This is a genomic window from Hyphomicrobium sp. (genome assembly GCF_041674905.1).
GTDB lineage: Bacteria > Pseudomonadota > Alphaproteobacteria > Rhizobiales > Hyphomicrobiaceae > Hyphomicrobium_B.
Map to the genome: position 1 here is coordinate 57,022 of NZ_JBAYUV010000011.1, position 17,941 is coordinate 74,962.

Here is a 17,941-nt window from a genome sequence, read left to right on the forward strand (position 1 = left end):
CTAGAGCCCTCCCCGAAGTCGGAAGCCCGTAGGACTGCTAGCCACCGTCTTCGAAAAACGTTTGCCACGAGCTGGGCGAGCCGCAACAAAGCGCCGACGTAAGTTTTCGATATGTTCGTCGTAGAGAGCAATCGCGGCCGCCTGCTCCATGCCTGCGTAGAAGGCAATTGTCGTTTCAATGCGTTTGTGGCCGAGGAACTTGCGGACTACTTCATGGCCCGTGGGATGGTCCTTCAGATAGAGGAACCCGACGAGGTGCCGGAAGCGGTGTCCTGTTACCCTTGATCTTAGAACGCGAAGAGTGCGCTTGGCGATTTGCTGAGACAGGTAACAAGCAGATTTGTGTTTGACCCCAAGTCCTGGGAATAAATGGCTATTTCCAGCCTGCGCTAGGAGTGGCAGCGCCTTGTCGACATAAACGCGTAGGAGCTTGGTGACGCGCTCAGGTAAGCGGAACTCGAGATCGAGGTCGTTCTTGACCTCATCAGCCGGGAAGACCAGCTGAATGCTTTCGCGCTTGCCTACCCGCTGACGAACAAGATGGCGAGTAAGCGAGATCGAGCAAAGGTTCTGTGGGCGAACCGGCGCGGCAATCAGAATTTCGATCGCTAAAGCCGACTGCAACTCGAGTGCGTCTCGCATGCCTGGTCGTCTGATCTTATTGAATTTTGCCAATTCAGCGGCCCCTTGAAAGAGGAGACGGCCGACCCGATCATTATCATTCTCGAATTGACGCAGCATCGAACGGTTTGTTGCCGTCATTCCGGTATGCCTAGGCTGCGTCCTCGACCGAAACTGTGTGAGGGTCTCCAACTGCGCCGGAGGAAGGCCAACCCAGTACTTCGCCACCACGTAGAGGTAGTGCGCGTATTTGTGAGCTGACATCGTGTTCTCGTCGCCAAACATCTCGAGGTAAAAGCCAATGATTGCTTCGGCGACGTCGACGCGCACCAGATCGGACAGCGAAGACAGCTTGGCGATGCGCGGACAAACGTTGAGACCGACCGAATAAAGACGTAGCAAAATGCGGCGAAGTTCATTCAGCGTGCTCGACTCGTAAGGCTTCCGAAATCCCTTGGGCATTTTGAGCCGGGTACCGAACGCCGACAGCATGCTCTCAAGATCGGCAATAAAATTGACGTCGATTTGGGCGCGCGGGAGCACGGTAAAGCGGCGCAAGTCACCGGCAGCGAGGCGAAGCTGCGGCCAAACTGCGGGATATTCAGCAGCGGCCTTATTCCACCCGCGACAAAGCCTGACGTAAGCCGCGCGGGATTTCGTGCTGAGCATGCGCGTGGCAAGTTCATCGCGAAAGTTTTCGGCGGCGGCTTGGTCAACGCCGAGAGGTTCGATCCCAAGGGAAGTTCCCCATCGAGCAAATCGACCGCACGCCTTTACGACATCCTTGTCGGCCACAGTCTGGAACAGATGCGACCAAGCCGGCGACCACGGGAGCTTGCGGGTATCGATCAGATCCGCGCGGTAAGCAAAGAGAGATTGGCGCACGTACGATTTGTTATTCGCCATTGTGCGATGGGACACGCCGCACTTCTCTGGCGTCAGATTGATCAAGGCCTTTTCGAGTTCGTCGATTGAGGCGTTTTCAGGCAACTTGCCCAGCCCCGTGCAGAGCGAGCGAATTCCGTAGCGACGAGCTTCTTTTTTGCGCGCCCCTAGAATGGGATCGACATCCAGCATCGCCAAAAGATCGGCGCATGTTTGGATCGGCTGACGGAAAATCGGGTTAGCTCGTGAGAGGTTGCGATCAGACACTACGCGCCTCGTGATGACTGGGGGTGACACAACCCCGATTTCGGGAAGACAGGTGGGCTGAAAAAACTGCCTGTTTTGTCCTGATGTGTTCACGAGCGTTCCGACACCCGCTGCCACCGAACGACAGGGAAGGACTACTTTTTGTTCTTATCGATCAGCCTTTGCACGGACTGTTCAGTGGTTCGGGTCATGCCGCCGATTGCGACGCGTTCGAGCTCTCGTCGTTCGGGACTCATCAGTCGCCAGACGTGCCGAGGAGAGCATCGAAGTCTGCTCGCCGCCTCATCGACTGTGAGCAATTGAGAGATTTTCGTGGGCTCGGTTTGTTTCATAGGGACTTCCAGCCTTGATCGATGTGCCGGATAATGCCCGTGAGCGCTCCACCCCGTCCCAGTCACGAAAAAATGTGATTTTTATTTCTTCAGTCCCCCAAGGGAGCGGCGTATCAGGCCTCCGACATCGACGTCCATGGGAAGCGGATTGAGATGTTCGAGAAAGATTAGGCAAAATCGAACGAATCGACTGTCGGTATGCCACTGACCGACTTCTTCGTGCCCTTTTGGGCGTATACCCCAATAGGCGGTGACCTTCCCTCCAGCAGCGTCGTAGATCTGAGCAAGTTCGAACAGCACCCATCCCAAGTCGTGATTTCTTTCACCTCCTTTGATCCTTCCATACGTGTCATGCAGATCGTTTATTTGCGTGCGCAGAAATTCACGAACGTCAGCGATTCTAATTGCACCAGACAACAGTTGGGCTCGCCATTCTGCGTCGTTCCAGACTCCGAAATTGCGAGCGAGCACAAAGCGCGCGAACGCTTCCTCTGGATTGCTGTCGTCATCGATAGGCGCAAGCTGGGCACCGAGCACGACGAACTCTTCGACACGAGTCGGAGTTGCAAGGCGATGGAGCGCCTCCAGGACCAGTACGGTCTGTCCATAATCCGCGCGCGCCATGGCGTGGCGTTCAGACCATGAAAACCGCAAATGGTTGAGGCGTTCGATCAGGACATCCGGCAGCTGTATCCCGCCGACTCTACCTAATTGTTCACATACCATAACAGGCAACGACCGGGCCTCGATGGGGTGTTGAATGGATCCATTATTTGTCAGCAACGACTGCGACTTCATCAGATCCTCAAATGGATGCCCGGTTCGCTGGGGGAGGCCTTCGAGATCCAGGGATGTTGACAGGGATTAAAAAGAACATAAAGTGAACGCTTGCCTAGGAGGATTCAGGATGAACGTTCTTGTAGTAGGCGCGGGCGGTTTAGCTAGTTTTGTGGCGAGCCGGCTCCTTCATGCCGGTGTCGGCGTCAGCATAATAGGCAACTCGGAGCGAGTATCTGAAATCGGACGGCACGGGATCGTGATCAATGATCGCGATTTCAATTCGCGACACCTGATAAGGACGCGACGTTTCAGCCAGATCGAGCCCGTTGATCTCGTTGTTCTCGCGACACGCGCCCATGTCGCATCGTTCGCGTTGGCGGCCGCAAGCCCAGCAATTACAGACAAAACACTTATTTTGCCGCTCGCATTCGATCTGATCCGGCTTGAGACGCTGGTGGAGGATGGAACTGGAATTCCGCTAGGCGCCGTAGCAGAGGTCGATATCGCGATGCGACCGGACGGGACGGTTCGGCAAACGAGCGAGCGCCCAGTATTGCGCTTGGGTGGCCTGACTTGCGCCTCAGGCGTAGCGCTGGAGCAACTATCTCGGGTGTTCGATGACGCCGGCTTCGAAGTCAAACGGAGTTCAGACATACGCGCTCACATCTTTTGCAGGTTCATGTTCAGCGCAATCGGGGCCGCGTTCCTTAAGATCGTCTCCGCTGACGCAGCAGAGAGACTGTCATTTGCGAGACGTAAATCGCTTCTCTCCGATCTCCTCTATGAGGCGAGTCGAGTTGCTGCTTCCCTGCACCTGCGCCTGGATGAGTCTCAAGTGCGAGAATATCGCAACCGGTTTCAGCGACACTCGTCCTGCTTGCCAAATGCGTTTGGAAGTCCAAGTTCGAATGCTGTCACCGAAGCTCAACACGACTTGATGGTTATGGTTCGGCACTCGCAAGACACCGCTGTAAACGCACCCACGTTCATGCGTGCCTATTACGGAGCATATCCGCCGAGTTATGGCCGTGCTGCGTAGAAGCGCCGCGTGGCAATGTTCGGTCGTTCAGAAGGTGCGGCGCAGCTCATTCACCACCTGTATGTCGTGCTCACCAGAGCCCTTCGTCTTTCGCCATAGAAGCATGCAGTCGGACCCGAGCATGAGCTCACAAAGGCGTCGTCCATGAGGTTGGTGACGTTCAACGCCGTCCGCCAGCCGCCGCTCTCGTAATGCAGCCCCAAATCGAAAAGCGTATACGACGGGACGCGCAGGGTGTTTGCCGCGTCAGCATACGAGCGTCCGTTGTAGCGAACGCCGGCACCGAAGCCGAAGCCTTTAAGCGCGCCGCTCTGCAGCGTGTAGTCTAGAGCCACGCCGCCAAACTGCTCGGGTATGCCGATCGGAACTTTGCCGATTGCGGAAGGGTCGGTATCGGCCAGCGTGGTGAGGTCGTAGATCGTGTACGAGCTGATCAGGTTAAGTCCGGGCATCAACGTGGCGATGCCCTCGTATTCGAAACCGTGTGAGTTCTGGGCGCCGATTTGTCGAACGGAAAAGTCAAGCGGATTGGTGGAGGGCACGTTTGACCGGTCGATGTCGAAATAGGAAAGCGTGATGCGTCCGTCGAGCCATTTCGGCTCCCACTTCACGCCACCTTCCCAGCCTTTTCCTGTTTCCGGCTCGAGAAGCGTGCCTGTGGTGGCATTAAGACCTACCAGCGGATTGAACGAGGTCGAGTACGCAATGTACGGCGCAAGCCCATTGTCGAAGTTGTAGATTGCGCCCGCCCTCCCGGTATAAGCGCCATCACCTACATTCACGCTTTGGGCTGGAACCAGCTTGTCGTCACGATCGGTGTTGACCCAATCGTGGCGCCCAGACAGCGCCAGCGTGAGTTTTTCGATTTTCACCTGGTCTTGCAAGTAGAAGCCAAGTTGCTGCTGGACCGTTGTGGCCAGAAGATACCGGCTTGAGGGCGGTGCGGGGTTAGGTGGATAGACCGGATGGACCACATCGAGGTCAGCGAAGCGGAATTCAAATCCCTGATCGTCGGCGATGCGGTAGTTCTTGTAGTCGACGCCAGCAAGAATTTTGTGAAACAGGGGACCTGTTTCGACGCGGAATTCAGCCTGGTTATCGACGGCGAACTCGTCCGCGATCGGCGCTGTGATAAAGTTTCCGCGCGAGATAATCCCCGAGGTCGCCGTTGGCGGGGCCGCGTAGCCCTGACCGTAGAGCCCGAGGAGATCGACCTCGAGGTGGCTGTAGCGAAAGTTCTGCCGGAGCGACACGGTTTCGTTCAGCCGGTGCTCGAACTCATAACCGACCATCGCCTGCTCACGCTTGAACGAGCCATAGTCAGGGTTGTTCGTGTCGAGTGAGGTGGGGATTCTTCCGAAAGGTGCATCGACCGCCGTGCCTTCGTAGGGCAGGAAGTTTTGAATGGCGGTTTTGTCCCGTTGATAAGACGAGAGGAAGACAACGCTGGTATCGGCGTTCGGCCTCCAAAGGAGGCTTGGCGCAATAAAGAAGCGGTCATTGTCGACGTCATCAACCTGTGTTCCGCCAACGCGGCCAAGCATGTTCAGCCGGTAGAAGAACTCGCCGCTGCTTCCGAGCTGACCATTCAGATCCGTGGCAGCATACGCATTCCCGAATTCGTCGATGCCGGTGGAAATCGCGTTGTCGCGGCCGGGGCCGGGACGCTTGCTTACTGCGTTGATCAGGCCGCCAGGATTGCCACCACCGTAAAGAACCGAAGATGGTCCCCTGAGGATTTCAATCCGGTCCAATCCCCACGGCTCCAATCGCCAGGTTGCGAATGCGGTGGAGAAAAGCTGCAGACCGTCAAGATAGTACCCGGTCTCTTGGGCGGAAAAGCCGCGCACAAGAAACCAATCGTTGCGTGTGTCGCTGCCGAAGGTTTCGGAGCGGATGCCTGGCGCGTAACGGGTAGCCTCCACCACCGAGGTTGCGCCCATATCCTGTATCTGCTCGGCGGTGACCACGCTGATGCCCTGCGGGATTTCCATGATGGGCGTGTCTGTCTTGCTGCCCGAGGTCGTGCGCGACGCGATGATCCCTGCGCCCGGTCCTTTCGGATCCTCGGTTGCGGAAGCCGCTCCTTCCTGAGCAGCGCGATGGGCAGCGCCGCCGGGGGAGCTTGCAGCGCTGGGCGGTGCAGCTTTTGTTTTGCGTGGCTTCGCCGACTGTTTCGGCCGCTGCGGCGCCGCTGTCACCGTCACGGGCGGGAGCGTAACGCCATTCTGCGGCGTGGGCGATGCAGCTGGTGCCGGGATGGTGTCCGTCGCGGAACTGGCTGCTGGATCGTTGGAGGGGCTGCTCTGCGCAGCAGCCTCGGGAGCAGGAGCCAACATGGCCGCAATCGCCAGCGCCTTCATTCGAGAAATACCCATCACCGCTCCCCCAAAGCACGACCCGAAGAGGGGCATAAGTGTACTTAATGAGTCAAGTTTTGATCGCCGTTCGACGGACTGTCGTCTTCGATGTTGTATTCTCGCAACCGATCATCCAGCAGCATGCGTCCCCTCGGCGGAAACACGACGTGCATCACGAAGACTGCGGGCTTTGTATTTACGCCACCAGATCAGCACGCCGGTGGTGGCAAGCACCGCAACCAACGCCCCCATAAGGGAGATGATGATCCGGCCCGGAACACCAAGGATCCGACCGGAATGCACTGGGAGCTGCGATTGCACGAACAGGTCGGCGGCTGTGCCGCTCCACGGTGTGGTCATTCCCAAATAAGCTCCATTCGACGCATCCCAATAGGTTTCCGGCACGCCGGCGCCGCCAGTGCCATGCTCCTCGCCGGGCCTGAAATACGAGACGCGGTAAGTTGCGAAATCACGGATGTAACCTATGGCTCCGACCGGGGCGGTGATGCCCGACTCGTCCTGGTTGGCGCTCGCAAGCTGTAAAATACGTGCGAAGTCGACAAGCGTTCGGGTCCGCTGGGTGGCGGGTACAGGCGCGCGGACAGCGATGGGCGATGGTGTGGTGGTGGAGATCAGCTCGACAACGGGCAGGAACACCGGCCGGAAGAGACTGAGCGAGAAGCCGGTAAATGCCATGACGAGCAAGGCGCACCAGGCCCAGAGGCCAAGTGCCCGATGGATGTCGACAGCAATGCGATAGCCGGTGCCGGTTGTTTTCACGATCCACGCGGGCCTCCATCGTGACCACCAGCCACGCGCAAGCCTGCGTGCCACCGCAGGAGCCCGGACGTGGCCGGATTTGCGGGCTGTTGGAAGAGTGAGATAGAAGCCGACGAAGCTATCGAGCGTCCAGAGCAGCGCCACGCCGCCCATGAGCCAGGTACCCCAATCCTGAACGCCCCACATCGGAGGAAGATGGAGCGTATAATGAAGCTTGTAGAGAAACGAGACCAAGGTCTCCCGGGTGATGGGCCAGGCCGCGCCCCAATTGCGGGAGCCAAGCTCGTTTCCACTCACCGGATCGACGAAGAGCTGGTTATAGCCGAGCTCATAGGGTGCACCCGTCTGCGGATCAGGCCGGCCCTCCATATACATCTGCAGCGAATGGCCGGGCTCGGTCGCGATCGGAAGGTATGTCACCTGTCGGCGTGGGTCCCTGGATTCGACGGAATCCTTAAGCGTCAGCGCGGATTGCGGTGAACCGACTGTGGGCGCGAAGATGAGGTGCGGGTTCAGCAGCTCATCGAGTTCGTGATCCCAGCTGATCACCGCGCCGGTCGCGCCGGCGAGAACGAGAAATCCGGCGATGCTGAGGCCAACCCAGCGGTGAACGAGAACCAGAAGATAGCGCATGACACTCCACCCAACATGCTCGTCGCGGCTTGTTGACCCGAAAAGTAATGAATGTCGAGTTAAAAAGTCACTTGGATGATCGCGCGGCTAGCAGACCTGCCTCCAACGTGCTGCATTCTCAATGCTTGTCGTGGACACAATGCTCGTGGTGCGAAAGCACATCGATGATCCGGCACTTGGCGATGCGGCCTTTCGCGCAAGCTTTGATCATGCTCTCAACCTCGGTCTTCAGCGCCGTGAGGCGTTCAATGCGGCTGCTGATGGCGTGCAGGTGTTCGCGCGCAAGCGCATCGACCTTTGCGCAGGAGCGCTGCGGCTGCTGGGCGAGATTCAGGAGTTCGCGAATGGCGTCGAGCTCGAATCCGAGTTCCCGCGCGTGCCGGATGAAGCGGAGCCGGTCGATTGCCTTGGCGTCGTAGAGCCTCCGGTTGCCGTCGGTGCGCGGCGGCGCCGGCAACAGGCCCACGCTTTCGTAATAGCGAATGGTGGGTACTTTGACGCCGGTTTTGCGTGACAGTCCGCCGATTGGAATCGTTTCCAACATAAAAGCTTGCTCCTCTAGTCACTAGCGGATGTACCGAGGGAGCGAATAAGGCAAGGACCGCGCACGACATGGCTCATGTACACAATCACGACCATAACCATGGCGGGCACAGTCATTCGCATGCCCCAGCCGAGTTCGGCACCGCTTTTGCTCTCGGCATTGCGTTGAACGTGGCCTTCGTCATCATCGAAGGCGGGTACGGTTATGTCAGCAATTCGGTCGCCTTGGTCGCGGATGCGGGCCATAACCTTTCCGACGTGCTGGGTCTGGCCGCCGCCTGGATCGCGAGCGTGCTGGTCAAACGGCCGCCAAGCCAAAGGTACACCTACGGACTTCGCGGCTCCTCGATCCTCGCCGCGCTTTTCAACGCGGTATTCCTGCTGCTCGCGCTCGGCGCGATAGCGTGGGAAGCCCTGCAGAGGCTGGACTCGCCGCAACCGCTTGATGCCAAGACAGTGATGGTGGTGGCGACGGTCGGTATCCTGATCAACGGCTTCACCGCGTGGCTGTTTGCTTCCGGCGCCAAAGGGGACATCAACATCCGGGGTGCGTTCCTGCACATGGCGGCTGATGCCGCTGTTTCTGCGGGTGTGGTCGTTTCCGGTGTGGTCATCCTTTATACGGGCTGGGTTTGGCTCGATCCGGTGGTGAGCCTCATCATTGTCGCGATCATCGTATGGGGAACTTGGAGTCTGTTGCGAGACAGTGTCGCCATGTCGCTCAGCGCGGTGCCACCCGCCGTTGATGCGGCCGGGGTGCACGCTTATCTCCAAAGCGTGGAGGGCGTGAAAGCACTCCACGACCTGCATATCTGGTCGATGAGCACGACCGACGTTGCCCTGACCGTTCATTTGGTGATGCCCTCAGGACATCCGGGCGACGCCGTGCTGGTGGAGATCTGTCACGAACTCGAGCATGACTTCGGCATCGGTCATGCGACGATTCAGATCGAGACGGACGAAGCTACAGCGTGCGCCCTCGCCCCGGATCACGTCGTGTGAGTGGGCATGTGCCGTTGCGCGCGTGCAACTTATGATGGCTGTAAGCGTTCTCGAGTTTCATGTGCCGTAAAAACGGCCGGTTCTGAAGTTACCTAGAGACGAATGCTGACGAAGATTCTGAGATATCTGCTGACTTCGACGGTTCTGCTGACCATGGCGGTGGCAGGGCTGCCAGTAATCGTGTGCGTGAGCGACGCCCACGGCGCGGTGATCGAAGTCGGGCGGGTACATAACCTGGCCTCGACAAGCCATCGCGCATTCGTCAATTCGGCCCACCAGGATGCGCAGAGCCAACCCTGCAGCGATTTCCAGTTCGACCATGGGACACTTTCCAAGCAGGAAGAGCATCGGCCCACGTCGCACAGGGCGGGCGGGGAACAGCCGCACCTGAGCCTCGAAAGGCCAGGGCTGAGTTCATTCGGCCCACCGGTTGACGGCCGACGCAACTCTTCCCCTGGATCTCCTCCCGGCTTGCGGGAACGCCGCACCATCGTTCTCCAAATTTAGAGCAAAGCAGAGCAGAGCGCCTTCGTGGCAGCTGCATTTGCTTTTTCTGAATCGTTGGAGACCTCGGATGACGCTTGCCGTCGTATCGCGGTGCGCTACGGGCTCCGGTTGTGCCCGGCTTAGCGGCAGCCGCATTTACCTGAAATACTTTTTTGCGACGCTTGGCGCTGGAGTGTGCATCACCGGCCCCGTCGCCATCGCATTGGAAAAGGACTATCTGAGCACCGACGAGGAACGGCTCGACCAAACTGCCCAGAGATTGGCCGAGAAGGGTAAGGCGGCTTTCGAGCGCCGAGAGTATGGGGAAGCGATCAAATCGTATTCCGATTTGTTACGCCTGAAGCCGCGCGATGGCCGAGTGCTGTTCAACAGGGGTTTAGCGCGCAAACGTTCCGGTGACTCCGCAGGAGCAGTCATTGATTTCACGGCGGCTCTCACGTTGCTGCCGGAACTCCATGTGGCGCTGGTACATCGCGCGCGTGTCTACCTCGGACAAGGTCGTCACGCCGAGGCTATCGCTGATCTTACACGCGCCGAAGAGCTGAGGCCGAACGACCCGGCGGTGCTGTTCTACAGGGGAGCCGCACACTTGCGAATTGGTGAGGCTCGACTGGCCGTCGCCTACTTCAACAGAGCCCTCGGGTTGGATGAACGGTTGGCGCCTGCGCTCGCCGAGCGTGGTTACGCTTTCTTGAGCCAGGGCCAAGCGGACGCTGCCCGTGCCGATTTCAAGCGCGCGCTGGCAATTGATCCGGGCAGCGCGCGTGCGCGGGCCGGCCTCGCCTTGATGGGGGAATGAGCTTGCTTCGCTTAGAACGCGTCACTCGTCCAAGCAGAGCCCGCGAGAGCCTGGTTTTCCGCTGCATCGTCGCGCTGATGCTGTCGATCCTCACCGGTTCGGCGGCAATGGCCGGGGCGCTACGTCACTGCGTGGCGCAAGATGGCCATCATGCCATCGAGTTCACCCATGCCGGCAACGTTGCGCATACGCTTCCTTCGGCTTCGTTCCCCGCAAAGCTGCACGCTGCGGTCACCGTGGTCCAACCCGGCAGCCTCTTCTGCATTGATCACCTGCTCTTCGTCGAGGTTTTAAAGCCAAGCAGCAAGATTGCCTCACAGAGGCATTTGCCGCCGATGATGCCAACCCTGGCGCTGATCACGGTAAAGCCTCCGCCGGCGCAGCAGGCCGCTTTGTCCCTTGCTCTTCGGCCGCATCAAAAGACATTTGCGGATCCCGGACTGATAGCTCGACGGACGGTCGTGCTGCTGAACTAGCAGTCACCCCAGGCTGCGTGTTGCTGTCGATTGATCGTCGTCCGCGCTGCCGCCTGCCCTTCCCTTCGCAATTCTTGCGGCCATCACGCCGCCCGCCCGACAAGCGCGACGCAGCGCCTGATGGGTGAGCTTCTCGCGGTGTCGCAGCCATCCTGCAAGTCGAAATTCAATCATTAGGACTGTACAATGCATCAGAACACCCGTCTTCGTCCCACTCGTCACCCGCTGCTGATCACGACGTTTGCCCTCGCAGTCACGACGTCAATGGCTATGCCAGTCGCCGCAGAGCACCGCATGCCCGAGAATGGGGCGACAGCGTCGGCCGTGCGTGTGGCCGATGCCCATCCCTATCGGCACTGCCACAACCTTCCGCGACGAACGTACTGCCACAAGCAAGACCGGCTTCCGCAGAACTGGCCGCCGAATACGGACACACCACACCAGGGGGAGGTCGAGGAAAACAGACCCTGCCTCAGAGGCGAGCCCGGGTGCGGCAGCAGACGCTCCTACGGCCACGGCTGAACGGTGTTGCCCGAGCTTCGTAAGGACTCCGTCCGTAGGCGACTGCCAAGCTCGTATGTGCGCTGCCCGGATTTCTTTTCACCGACGCGCGGCGAGAGCCGCAAGTAGCGTCACCACATTTGGACACTTCATCATGAACCGACTCGGTATTGCCGCCGGTTTGACCATCGGCATTTTAGGTGGCGGGGTTGCGGCTGCCACAATGACGAGCGGCCCAGATTTTCGCGGGCTGTTCATTTCCATAAACCTCCCGTGGATGTCGCCACCCGCTGTGGCAGATGTTGGTCACGGCGAGACTCAGACGGAGCATTCTGCCAGCAAGCCGCAGGCAGAGAATCATGATGCACACGCTGAACCGTACCAAGGTGGCGGTCACGATGACGAGGACGGCAACGTCCGCATGGCCTCCGAGCAGGTCGCAAGTTCGAAGATAGACGTGAGACCTGCGGGGGCGGGCCTCATCCGGAAGCGATTGCGCGTGCCGGGCACCATCATACCGGATCGCAATCGCGTCGGCCGCGTGCCCTCGAAAGTGGTCGGGACAGTCGTTGAACTGAAAAAGCGTCTTGGTGACCACGTCTCGGCCGGAGAAGTGATCGCGATACTCGACAGTCGCGAGGTTGCCGACGCCAAAAGTGAATACATCGCAGCTCTGGTAAATTTTCGACTCCAGGACACGCTTTACCAGCGTGAGAAGACGCTTTTCGAAAAACAGGTGTCTTCGGAGCAGCGTCTCTTACGCGCGGAAGCCACCTACCAGGAGACTCTCGTCCGCCGTGACGTCGCCCGGCAAAAGCTCTCCGCCTTAGGGGTAAGCGAGGATGCGGTTGCCCGGTTGTCGGACGCGAAACAATCGGCCACCGCTTTGGAGCGCTACGAAATCAAGGCGCCCATCGGCGGTCGCATAGTCGAACAGCTGGTTGACATCGGCACCCCGATGGGCGGCGAAGGCCAGGCACATGAGCTGTATGCCATCACGGATTTAGCGCGGGTCTGGGTTGAACTCACCGTCTCAACCCAGGACCTCCCTCAGATCAGGGAAGGTCAGCGTCTGACGATTGAAGCCAGCGGTGTCCCTCGGACCACCGATGGTGAAATCATCTTCACCAGCCCGATGCTCAATCAGGACACCCGATCCGCCCGCGTGGTGGCCTCGGTCGACAACCAGGAGGGCGTCTGGCGGCCTGGTTCGTTTGTCACGGCCGAGGTGATGGTCGGGGACACGAAAGCTGACGTGGCTATTCCCAAAACTGCCATTCAAAACATCAAAGGGCAAAGTCGTGTCTTCGTTCGGACCAACGAAGGTTTCGAGGTCCGCCCGGTCACGGTTGGCCACGATGATGGGAAGTCCGTCGCGATCACATCGGGCCTCAAGGCCGGAGAGTTTGTCGCGATTGCCAACACCTTCCTGCTTAAGGCCGAGCTCGGGAAATCCGAAGCCGAGCATGATCATTGATTGAGGACAGAAGATGATTGCCCGATTGCTCGCCTTTTCCGTTCACCAGCGTTGGCTGGTGGTGATGCTGACGCTCGCCGCAGCTGCATACGGCGTTTACGCCCTGAAGAAACTTTCCATCGATGCGGTGCCCGACATCACTAACAATCAGGTGCAGATTAACACCGTTGCGGCTGCGCTTTCGCCCATCGACATCGAAAAGCAGATCACCTTTCCGATCGAGAACGCACTCGCGGGCATCTCGGGCCTGGAATACACACGGTCATTGTCGCGCAACGGTTTTTCGCAGGTGACAGCGGTTTTCTCGGAGAAGACCGACATCTACTTCGCCCGGCAGCAAGTGGGCGAAAGGTTGCGGGTTGCGGAAGAGAGCTTGCCCGAAGGTGCCACGCCGAAGCTCGGGCCGATATCGACCGGCCTTGGTGAAATCTACATGTGGGCAGTAAAGTACGGGGCCGATTCTAGAGCATCGGATGACGGCAAGCCGGGTCCGCAGCGCGACGGCAGCTTTGTAACGTCGGAAGGCGAGAAGCTCACCACCGAGGTCGAACGCGCGGCTTACTTGCGAACAGTGCAAGACTGGATCATCCGCCCGCAACTGATCACCGTGCCGGGCGTGGCCGGCGTCGACGTCATCGGCGGTTTCCAAAAGCAATATCTGGTTCAGCCGGATCCCTCACGTCTGACGGCGCTCAATCTCTCATTTGCAGATGTGGCGCAGGCGCTCGAGCGCAATAACGTCAATCGAGGGGCGGGCTACGTCGAGCGCAACGGCGAAGGCTACGCGGTCATCAGCACGGGACGGCTCACGAGTCTGGAGCAAATCGCCAACGTGGTCGTTGCGAGTCGCGAGGGCGTTGCCATCCGCATCAAAGATATCGGCAAGGTCGGCATCGGGCGCGAAGTGAGAACCGGCAGCGCCAGCGAAAACGGCCAAGAGGTCGTGGTCGGGACCGCGCTGATGCTGATCGGGGGCAATAGCCGCACGGTCTCAGCGGCTGTAGACGCGAAGATGCAGGAGATCAGGCGGAGCCTTCCCCCGGGCATTGAGGCGCAGACCGTGCTTGACCGCACGCTTCTGGTCGATGCCACGGTCGCGACCGTGAGCAAGAACCTGGCCGAAGGCGCCTTGTTGGTCATCGTCGTCCTCTTCCTGCTGCTCGGGAACATTCGCGCGGCACTTATCACCGCGCTGGTCATCCCCCTCGCCATGCTCCTGACAATGACCGGGATGGTCCAGGGAAAGATCAGCGCGAATCTCATGAGCCTTGGCGCGCTCGATTTCGGTCTGATCGTGGATGGGGCGGTCATCATCGCAGAGAACACGTTGCGGCGCCTGGCGGAGCACCAGCACGACCTTCGGCGGAGGCTGACGCTGCAAGAGCGATTGCAGACAGTGGTTATCTCCGCCGAGGAGATGATCAAGCCCTCCGTCTACGGGCAGGCCATCATCATCCTTGTTTACGTTCCGTTGCTGACCTTCACCGGAGTAGAAGGAAAGATGTTCGAGCCAATGGCGCTGACGGTGATCATCGCGCTGATAGCGGCTTTTGTGCTTTCCCTGACCTTCGTTCCTGCTGCCATCGCGATTGCGCTTTCAGGGCGCGTCCGGGAGAGCGAGAATGTTTTGGTTCGCGCATGCAAGCGGGTGTACGAGCCCCTGTTGCGGAGGGCGCTGCTGCGTCCTGTGGTGTTCATCGGTGGGGCCGTGTCATTGTTGGTGCTGTCGGGTTTCCTACTCTCCAAGCTCGGGCAGGAGTTCATTCCAACCCTCGACGAGAAGAACCTTGCCATGCAGGCTATCCGCATCCCGAGCGCCTCGCTGGCCCAATCGCAGCAAATGCAAATCGAGCTGGAGAAGGTGGTTAGCCGCTTTCCGGAAGTCGGATTCATATACTCCAAAACCGGCACGGCGGAGGTCGCGTCCGATCCCATGCCGCCCAACGCTTCGGACACCTTCATCATCCTTAAACCCGCCGAGGAATGGCCTGACCCCACGCTCAGCAGAGACGCCCTGGTCCAGAAAATCCAATCGGCTATCGAGAAGCAGCCGGGAAACAATCTTGTGTTCTCGCAGCCGATCCAGATGCGATTCAATGAGCTTCTGGCGGGAGCGAGAGGTGACCTCGCGGTCAAGATCTTTGGCGAAGAGTTCGAGCCCATGCTTCGCGCGGCGAACCAGGTCGCGTCGATCCTCCGGGGCACGGAAGGCGCAACGGATATCAGCGTGGAACAGGCGTCGGGACTGCCGTTCCTCGAGATCGCACTCAACCAGGAGGAGATCGCGCGGCTGGGCCTCAGTATGATGGCCGTGCAGGATGTCATAGGCGCCGCCATAGGCGGCCGAGAGGCTGGGGTGGTATTCGAGGGTGACCGTCGCTATCCGATCGTCGTGAGGCTGTCGGACGGTGTGCGGGAAGATCTCGAGGACCTCAAGCACCTGCCTGTCCCGCTGCCTCAAGACCGCAACGGTCGTACCTCCTCGGTCCTGCTGGAGCAGGTCGCAAGCTTCAACTTCACGGAAGGTCCTAACCAGATCAGCCGTGAGAACGGAAAGCGACGCGTGGTGGTCACGGCCAACGTGCGGGGTCGCGACATCGCTTCGGTGGTGGCGGAAGCACAGGCGAAGGTGAACGAGCAGGTTGAATTGCCGGCCGGATACTTCGTTGCCTGGGGCGGCCAGTTCGAAAACCTGGCGTCTGCCCGCCAGCGCATGCTGGTCGTGGTGCCCGCCTGTTTCTTTCTGATCTTCCTGCTGCTCTACTCTGCGCTCGGTTCGCCACGGGACGCGCTGCTGGTGTTTTCCGCCGTTCCGCTTGCCCTGACGGGCGGCATCATCGCTCTGTGGTTGCGAGACATGCCATTCTCCGTATCGGCCGCCGTGGGATTCATCGCGCTATCGGGGGTCGCGGTCCTCAACGGTCTGGTGATGATGACCAGCATCAATCAGTTGCTTGAGCAAGGGTTCACGCGGAGGCGCGCCATCTTCGTGGGCGCTGTCACCAGACTTCGACCCGTGGTGATGACCGCGTTGGTGGCCTCTCTTGGATTTGTGCCGATGGCACTGTCGACCGGCACCGGTGCGGAGGTGCAGAAGCCATTGGCTACGGTTGTGATCGGCGGCCTGGCGAGCGCTACGGTCCTGACGCTTCTTATCCTCCCGGCGCTGTGCGTCAGGTTCGGAAGCAGGAGCAGACCGGTCGAAAGCCACACGGACCTGTCCAGGAGCCCCGAGGCATTCGCTTAGGTCGTTTGACGGAACATGTTCATGCGCGGCTACGCCAGCGCTGCGCCTTTATGGGCTTCTGCCAGTATGCATTGCTGAGGGTCTTCGTGGAGACCACTCTGACCGTATGATTTTTGTGCGGAGCTCATCGCTTGTTTACTCGAGGTCGTCATCGAGCCCTTGCTCCTCTAGTGACTAGAGGGTTTATCTTGGGGGCTGAAAGGGAATTATATCATGTCCGACGCCTGCCAATCTTCCGCATGCGGCTGTCATTCAAACCCACGCTTTGACGGCCTCGACCCGCGCTACAAGCGCGTCCTGTGGATCGTGATCGCTTTGAACGGCATCATGTTTCTGGTCGAGATGCTCGCCGGCCAACTGGCCGGTTCACAAGCGCTGCAAGCCGATGCGTTGGATTTCCTGGGGGACACCCTCACGTATGGCATCAGCATGGCCGTCATTGGCCGCTCGCTGCAGGTGCGCTCGGCGGCGGCGCTGCTCAAAGGAGGCAGTCTGTTGCTGATGGGGCTTTGGGTGTTCGGCAGCACGCTCTATCACGCCCTGGTCCTCGGCTTGCCGCGCGCCGAAATCATGGGCGGAATCGGTGTCCTGGCGTTGGCCGTGAATCTGAGCAGCGTGCTTCTGCTGCTGCGCTATAAAGACGGCGATGCCAATGTGCGATCGGTCTGGCTGTGCTCGCGCAACGATGCCATCGGCAACGTCGCGGTGATGATCGCCGCTGTGGCGGTCTGGGGCAGCACCAGCGCGTGGCCCGACCTGGTGGTGGCCGGCATCATGGCGGCGGTGTTCCTGTCCTCGTCCACGCAAATCCTCCGGCAGGCCTGGGCTGAGCGTCGGGAAGCCATAACCGCGTAAGCGAGTTCGAGATGCGACTGAGGTATTGCGGCTGGTTAGCGGTCTTGACGTTCGTCGCATCCGCGCACGCCGCAGAGCTGCCTCTCCGTGATATCGTTCAAGCGCTGTTCCAGGCCAAACCTGGCGTGCGCCTCAATTATTCCGGCAAGGACTTGTCGCTTCTCGATCTGAGCGGCGTCAATTTCAAGCAGGCCAATCTGGCCGGCGCCAACATGCTCGGCGATGACCTGACGGGAGCCAACCTCTCCGGCGTGAAACTCACCGGCGCCAAACTCGATCGCACGACGCTGGCCCGCGCGAATTTCAACGGCGCAGATCTGTCCCACGCCACTTTCGCACGCCCGCATCTTCGCGCGCTTGAGCCGTGCGGACTTTCGCAACGCCGATCTTTCAGGAGCGCGGCTGGGCACCGAGCGGAACCAGTTCAAGATGCCAAAGCAGACCGACCTGTCGGGGGCGCTGTTTGGCGGCGCGAACCTCGAGGGCGCGGATTTGACGGGCGCCAATATGATTTTCGCCAACATGGCGGGCGCAAACCTGAACGGCGCGATGTTGAATAGGGCCGACCTGTCCAATGCCGACCTCACCGGTGCGGCCCTCGAAGGTACCGATTTTACGGATGCAAACATATACGGCGTCGTCTTCAAGAACGTGAAAGGCCTCGCGCAGGCGAAGGGCCTGGACCATGCCCGCAATCGAAACACGGCAGTTTTTTAGGCACTTAGCTTTCGAGCGGATGGCCAGAAGGGTATCGTCGCGATGATGCTTGACGAACATCAAATATGATCTCGTCGGACTGAATTACACTTATCCCGTTAGGCCTACGTTTGGAGGTTT

General features: G+C 59.4%; 15 protein-coding genes and 2 pseudogenes. 11 read left to right on the forward strand and 6 right to left on the reverse strand.

Annotated features, from left to right (window positions below; genetic code table 11):
- The 3 genes from WC026_RS06795 to WC026_RS06805 all read right to left on the reverse strand — a co-directional run bounded on the left by WC026_RS06795 (position 1) and on the right by WC026_RS06805 (position 2,903).
- On the reverse strand, positions 1–1,773 hold the full coding sequence (locus WC026_RS06795; RefSeq protein ID WP_372710074.1) for a tyrosine-type recombinase/integrase: 1,773 nt from the start codon (positions 1,771–1,773) through the stop codon (positions 1–3).
- 134 nt (positions 1,774–1,907) lie between these two features.
- Positions 1,908–2,105, reverse strand: a complete 198-nt coding sequence (locus tag WC026_RS06800; RefSeq protein WP_372710075.1) for a helix-turn-helix domain-containing protein — start codon at positions 2,103–2,105, stop codon at positions 1,908–1,910.
- A gap of 81 nt (positions 2,106–2,186) precedes the next feature.
- Positions 2,187–2,903, reverse strand: coding sequence for a hypothetical protein (locus tag WC026_RS06805; protein WP_372710076.1), 717 nt, complete (start codon positions 2,901–2,903; stop codon positions 2,187–2,189).
- Between the two features lie 109 nt (positions 2,904–3,012).
- Here WC026_RS06805 and WC026_RS06810 point away from each other — a divergent pair, with 109 nt between their 5' ends.
- Positions 3,013–3,924: a ketopantoate reductase family protein gene (locus WC026_RS06810; protein WP_372710077.1), complete on the forward strand. Its 912-nt coding sequence runs from the start codon at positions 3,013–3,015 to the stop codon at positions 3,922–3,924.
- Between the two features lie 50 nt (positions 3,925–3,974).
- On the opposite strand, the gene WC026_RS06815 is transcribed toward WC026_RS06810, so the two are convergent.
- The 3 genes from WC026_RS06815 to WC026_RS06825 all read right to left on the reverse strand — a co-directional run bounded on the left by WC026_RS06815 (position 3,975) and on the right by WC026_RS06825 (position 8,241).
- Positions 3,975–6,302: a TonB-dependent siderophore receptor gene (locus WC026_RS06815; protein WP_372710078.1), complete on the reverse strand. Its 2,328-nt coding sequence runs from the start codon at positions 6,300–6,302 to the stop codon at positions 3,975–3,977.
- 111 nt (positions 6,303–6,413) lie between these two features.
- The gene (locus tag WC026_RS06820; protein ID WP_372710079.1) at positions 6,414–7,697 is read right to left on the reverse strand and encodes a PepSY-associated TM helix domain-containing protein; all 1,284 of its coding nucleotides are present in this window, start codon (positions 7,695–7,697) and stop codon (positions 6,414–6,416) included.
- 118 nt (positions 7,698–7,815) lie between these two features.
- Positions 7,816–8,241 (reverse strand): helix-turn-helix domain-containing protein, encoded by a 426-nt coding sequence (locus WC026_RS06825; protein ID WP_372710080.1) that lies wholly within the window; start codon positions 8,239–8,241, stop codon positions 7,816–7,818.
- A gap of 68 nt (positions 8,242–8,309) precedes the next feature.
- On the opposite strand from WC026_RS06825, the gene WC026_RS06830 reads away from it, so the two are divergent.
- The 10 genes and pseudogenes from WC026_RS06830 (at position 8,310) to WC026_RS06875 (ending at position 17,821) form a co-directional block, all read left to right on the forward strand.
- Positions 8,310–9,242, forward strand: a complete 933-nt coding sequence (locus WC026_RS06830; protein WP_372710081.1) for a cation diffusion facilitator family transporter — start codon at positions 8,310–8,312, stop codon at positions 9,240–9,242.
- A 102-nt stretch (positions 9,243–9,344) separates the two neighbouring features.
- Positions 9,345–9,749, forward strand: a complete 405-nt coding sequence (locus WC026_RS06835) for a hypothetical protein (RefSeq protein WP_372710082.1) — start codon at positions 9,345–9,347, stop codon at positions 9,747–9,749.
- Between the two features lie 67 nt (positions 9,750–9,816).
- Positions 9,817–10,548, forward strand: a complete 732-nt coding sequence (locus WC026_RS06840; protein WP_372710083.1) for a tetratricopeptide repeat protein — start codon at positions 9,817–9,819, stop codon at positions 10,546–10,548.
- The gene (locus WC026_RS06845; protein WP_372710084.1) at positions 10,545–11,024 is read left to right on the forward strand and encodes a hypothetical protein; all 480 of its coding nucleotides are present in this window, start codon (positions 10,545–10,547) and stop codon (positions 11,022–11,024) included. The genes WC026_RS06840 and WC026_RS06845 overlap by 4 nt, the downstream gene beginning before the upstream one ends.
- 655 nt (positions 11,025–11,679) lie before the next feature.
- Entirely contained in the window at positions 11,680–13,002 is a 1,323-nt protein-coding gene (locus tag WC026_RS06850; RefSeq protein WP_372710085.1) for an efflux RND transporter periplasmic adaptor subunit, read from the forward strand.
- 13 nt (positions 13,003–13,015) lie between these two features.
- The gene (locus WC026_RS06855; RefSeq protein ID WP_372710086.1) at positions 13,016–16,249 is read left to right on the forward strand and encodes an efflux RND transporter permease subunit; all 3,234 of its coding nucleotides are present in this window, start codon (positions 13,016–13,018) and stop codon (positions 16,247–16,249) included.
- 213 nt (positions 16,250–16,462) lie between these two features.
- Positions 16,463–17,104, forward strand: a complete 642-nt coding sequence (locus tag WC026_RS06860; protein WP_372710087.1) for a cation transporter — start codon at positions 16,463–16,465, stop codon at positions 17,102–17,104.
- A gap of 212 nt (positions 17,105–17,316) precedes the next feature.
- Positions 17,317–17,400, forward strand: a pseudogene (locus WC026_RS06865) (pentapeptide repeat-containing protein); the annotation flags it as partial.
- A 49-nt stretch (positions 17,401–17,449) separates the two neighbouring features.
- Positions 17,450–17,509: pseudogene (locus WC026_RS06870) on the forward strand (pentapeptide repeat-containing protein); the annotation flags it as partial.
- A gap of 24 nt (positions 17,510–17,533) precedes the next feature.
- The gene (locus WC026_RS06875; protein ID WP_372710088.1) at positions 17,534–17,821 is read left to right on the forward strand and encodes a pentapeptide repeat-containing protein; all 288 of its coding nucleotides are present in this window, start codon (positions 17,534–17,536) and stop codon (positions 17,819–17,821) included.
- Positions 17,822–17,941: the final 120 nt, after the last annotated feature.

Bases quoted from the DNA above. Each gene is read 5' to 3' on its own strand.
- WC026_RS06800 (WP_372710075.1), bottom strand. From the start codon at position 2,105: ATGAAACAAACCGAGCCCACGAAAATCTCTCAATTGCTCACAGTCGAT.
- WC026_RS06805 (WP_372710076.1), bottom strand. From the start codon at position 2,903: ATGAAGTCGCAGTCGTTGCTGACAAATAATGGATCCATTCAACACCCC.
- WC026_RS06810 (WP_372710077.1), top strand. From the start codon at position 3,013: ATGAACGTTCTTGTAGTAGGCGCGGGCGGTTTAGCTAGTTTTGTGGCG.
- WC026_RS06815 (WP_372710078.1), bottom strand. From the start codon at position 6,302: ATGGGTATTTCTCGAATGAAGGCGCTGGCGATTGCGGCCATGTTGGCT.
- WC026_RS06820 (WP_372710079.1), bottom strand. From the start codon at position 7,697: ATGCGCTATCTTCTGGTTCTCGTTCACCGCTGGGTTGGCCTCAGCATC.
- WC026_RS06825 (WP_372710080.1), bottom strand. From the start codon at position 8,241: ATGTTGGAAACGATTCCAATCGGCGGACTGTCACGCAAAACCGGCGTC.
- WC026_RS06830 (WP_372710081.1), top strand. From the start codon at position 8,310: ATGGCTCATGTACACAATCACGACCATAACCATGGCGGGCACAGTCAT.
- WC026_RS06835 (WP_372710082.1), top strand. From the start codon at position 9,345: ATGCTGACGAAGATTCTGAGATATCTGCTGACTTCGACGGTTCTGCTG.
- WC026_RS06840 (WP_372710083.1), top strand. From the start codon at position 9,817: ATGACGCTTGCCGTCGTATCGCGGTGCGCTACGGGCTCCGGTTGTGCC.
- WC026_RS06845 (WP_372710084.1), top strand. From the start codon at position 10,545: ATGAGCTTGCTTCGCTTAGAACGCGTCACTCGTCCAAGCAGAGCCCGC.
- WC026_RS06850 (WP_372710085.1), top strand. From the start codon at position 11,680: ATGAACCGACTCGGTATTGCCGCCGGTTTGACCATCGGCATTTTAGGT.
- WC026_RS06855 (WP_372710086.1), top strand. From the start codon at position 13,016: ATGATTGCCCGATTGCTCGCCTTTTCCGTTCACCAGCGTTGGCTGGTG.
- WC026_RS06860 (WP_372710087.1), top strand. From the start codon at position 16,463: ATGTCCGACGCCTGCCAATCTTCCGCATGCGGCTGTCATTCAAACCCA.
- WC026_RS06875 (WP_372710088.1), top strand. From the start codon at position 17,534: ATGCCAAAGCAGACCGACCTGTCGGGGGCGCTGTTTGGCGGCGCGAAC.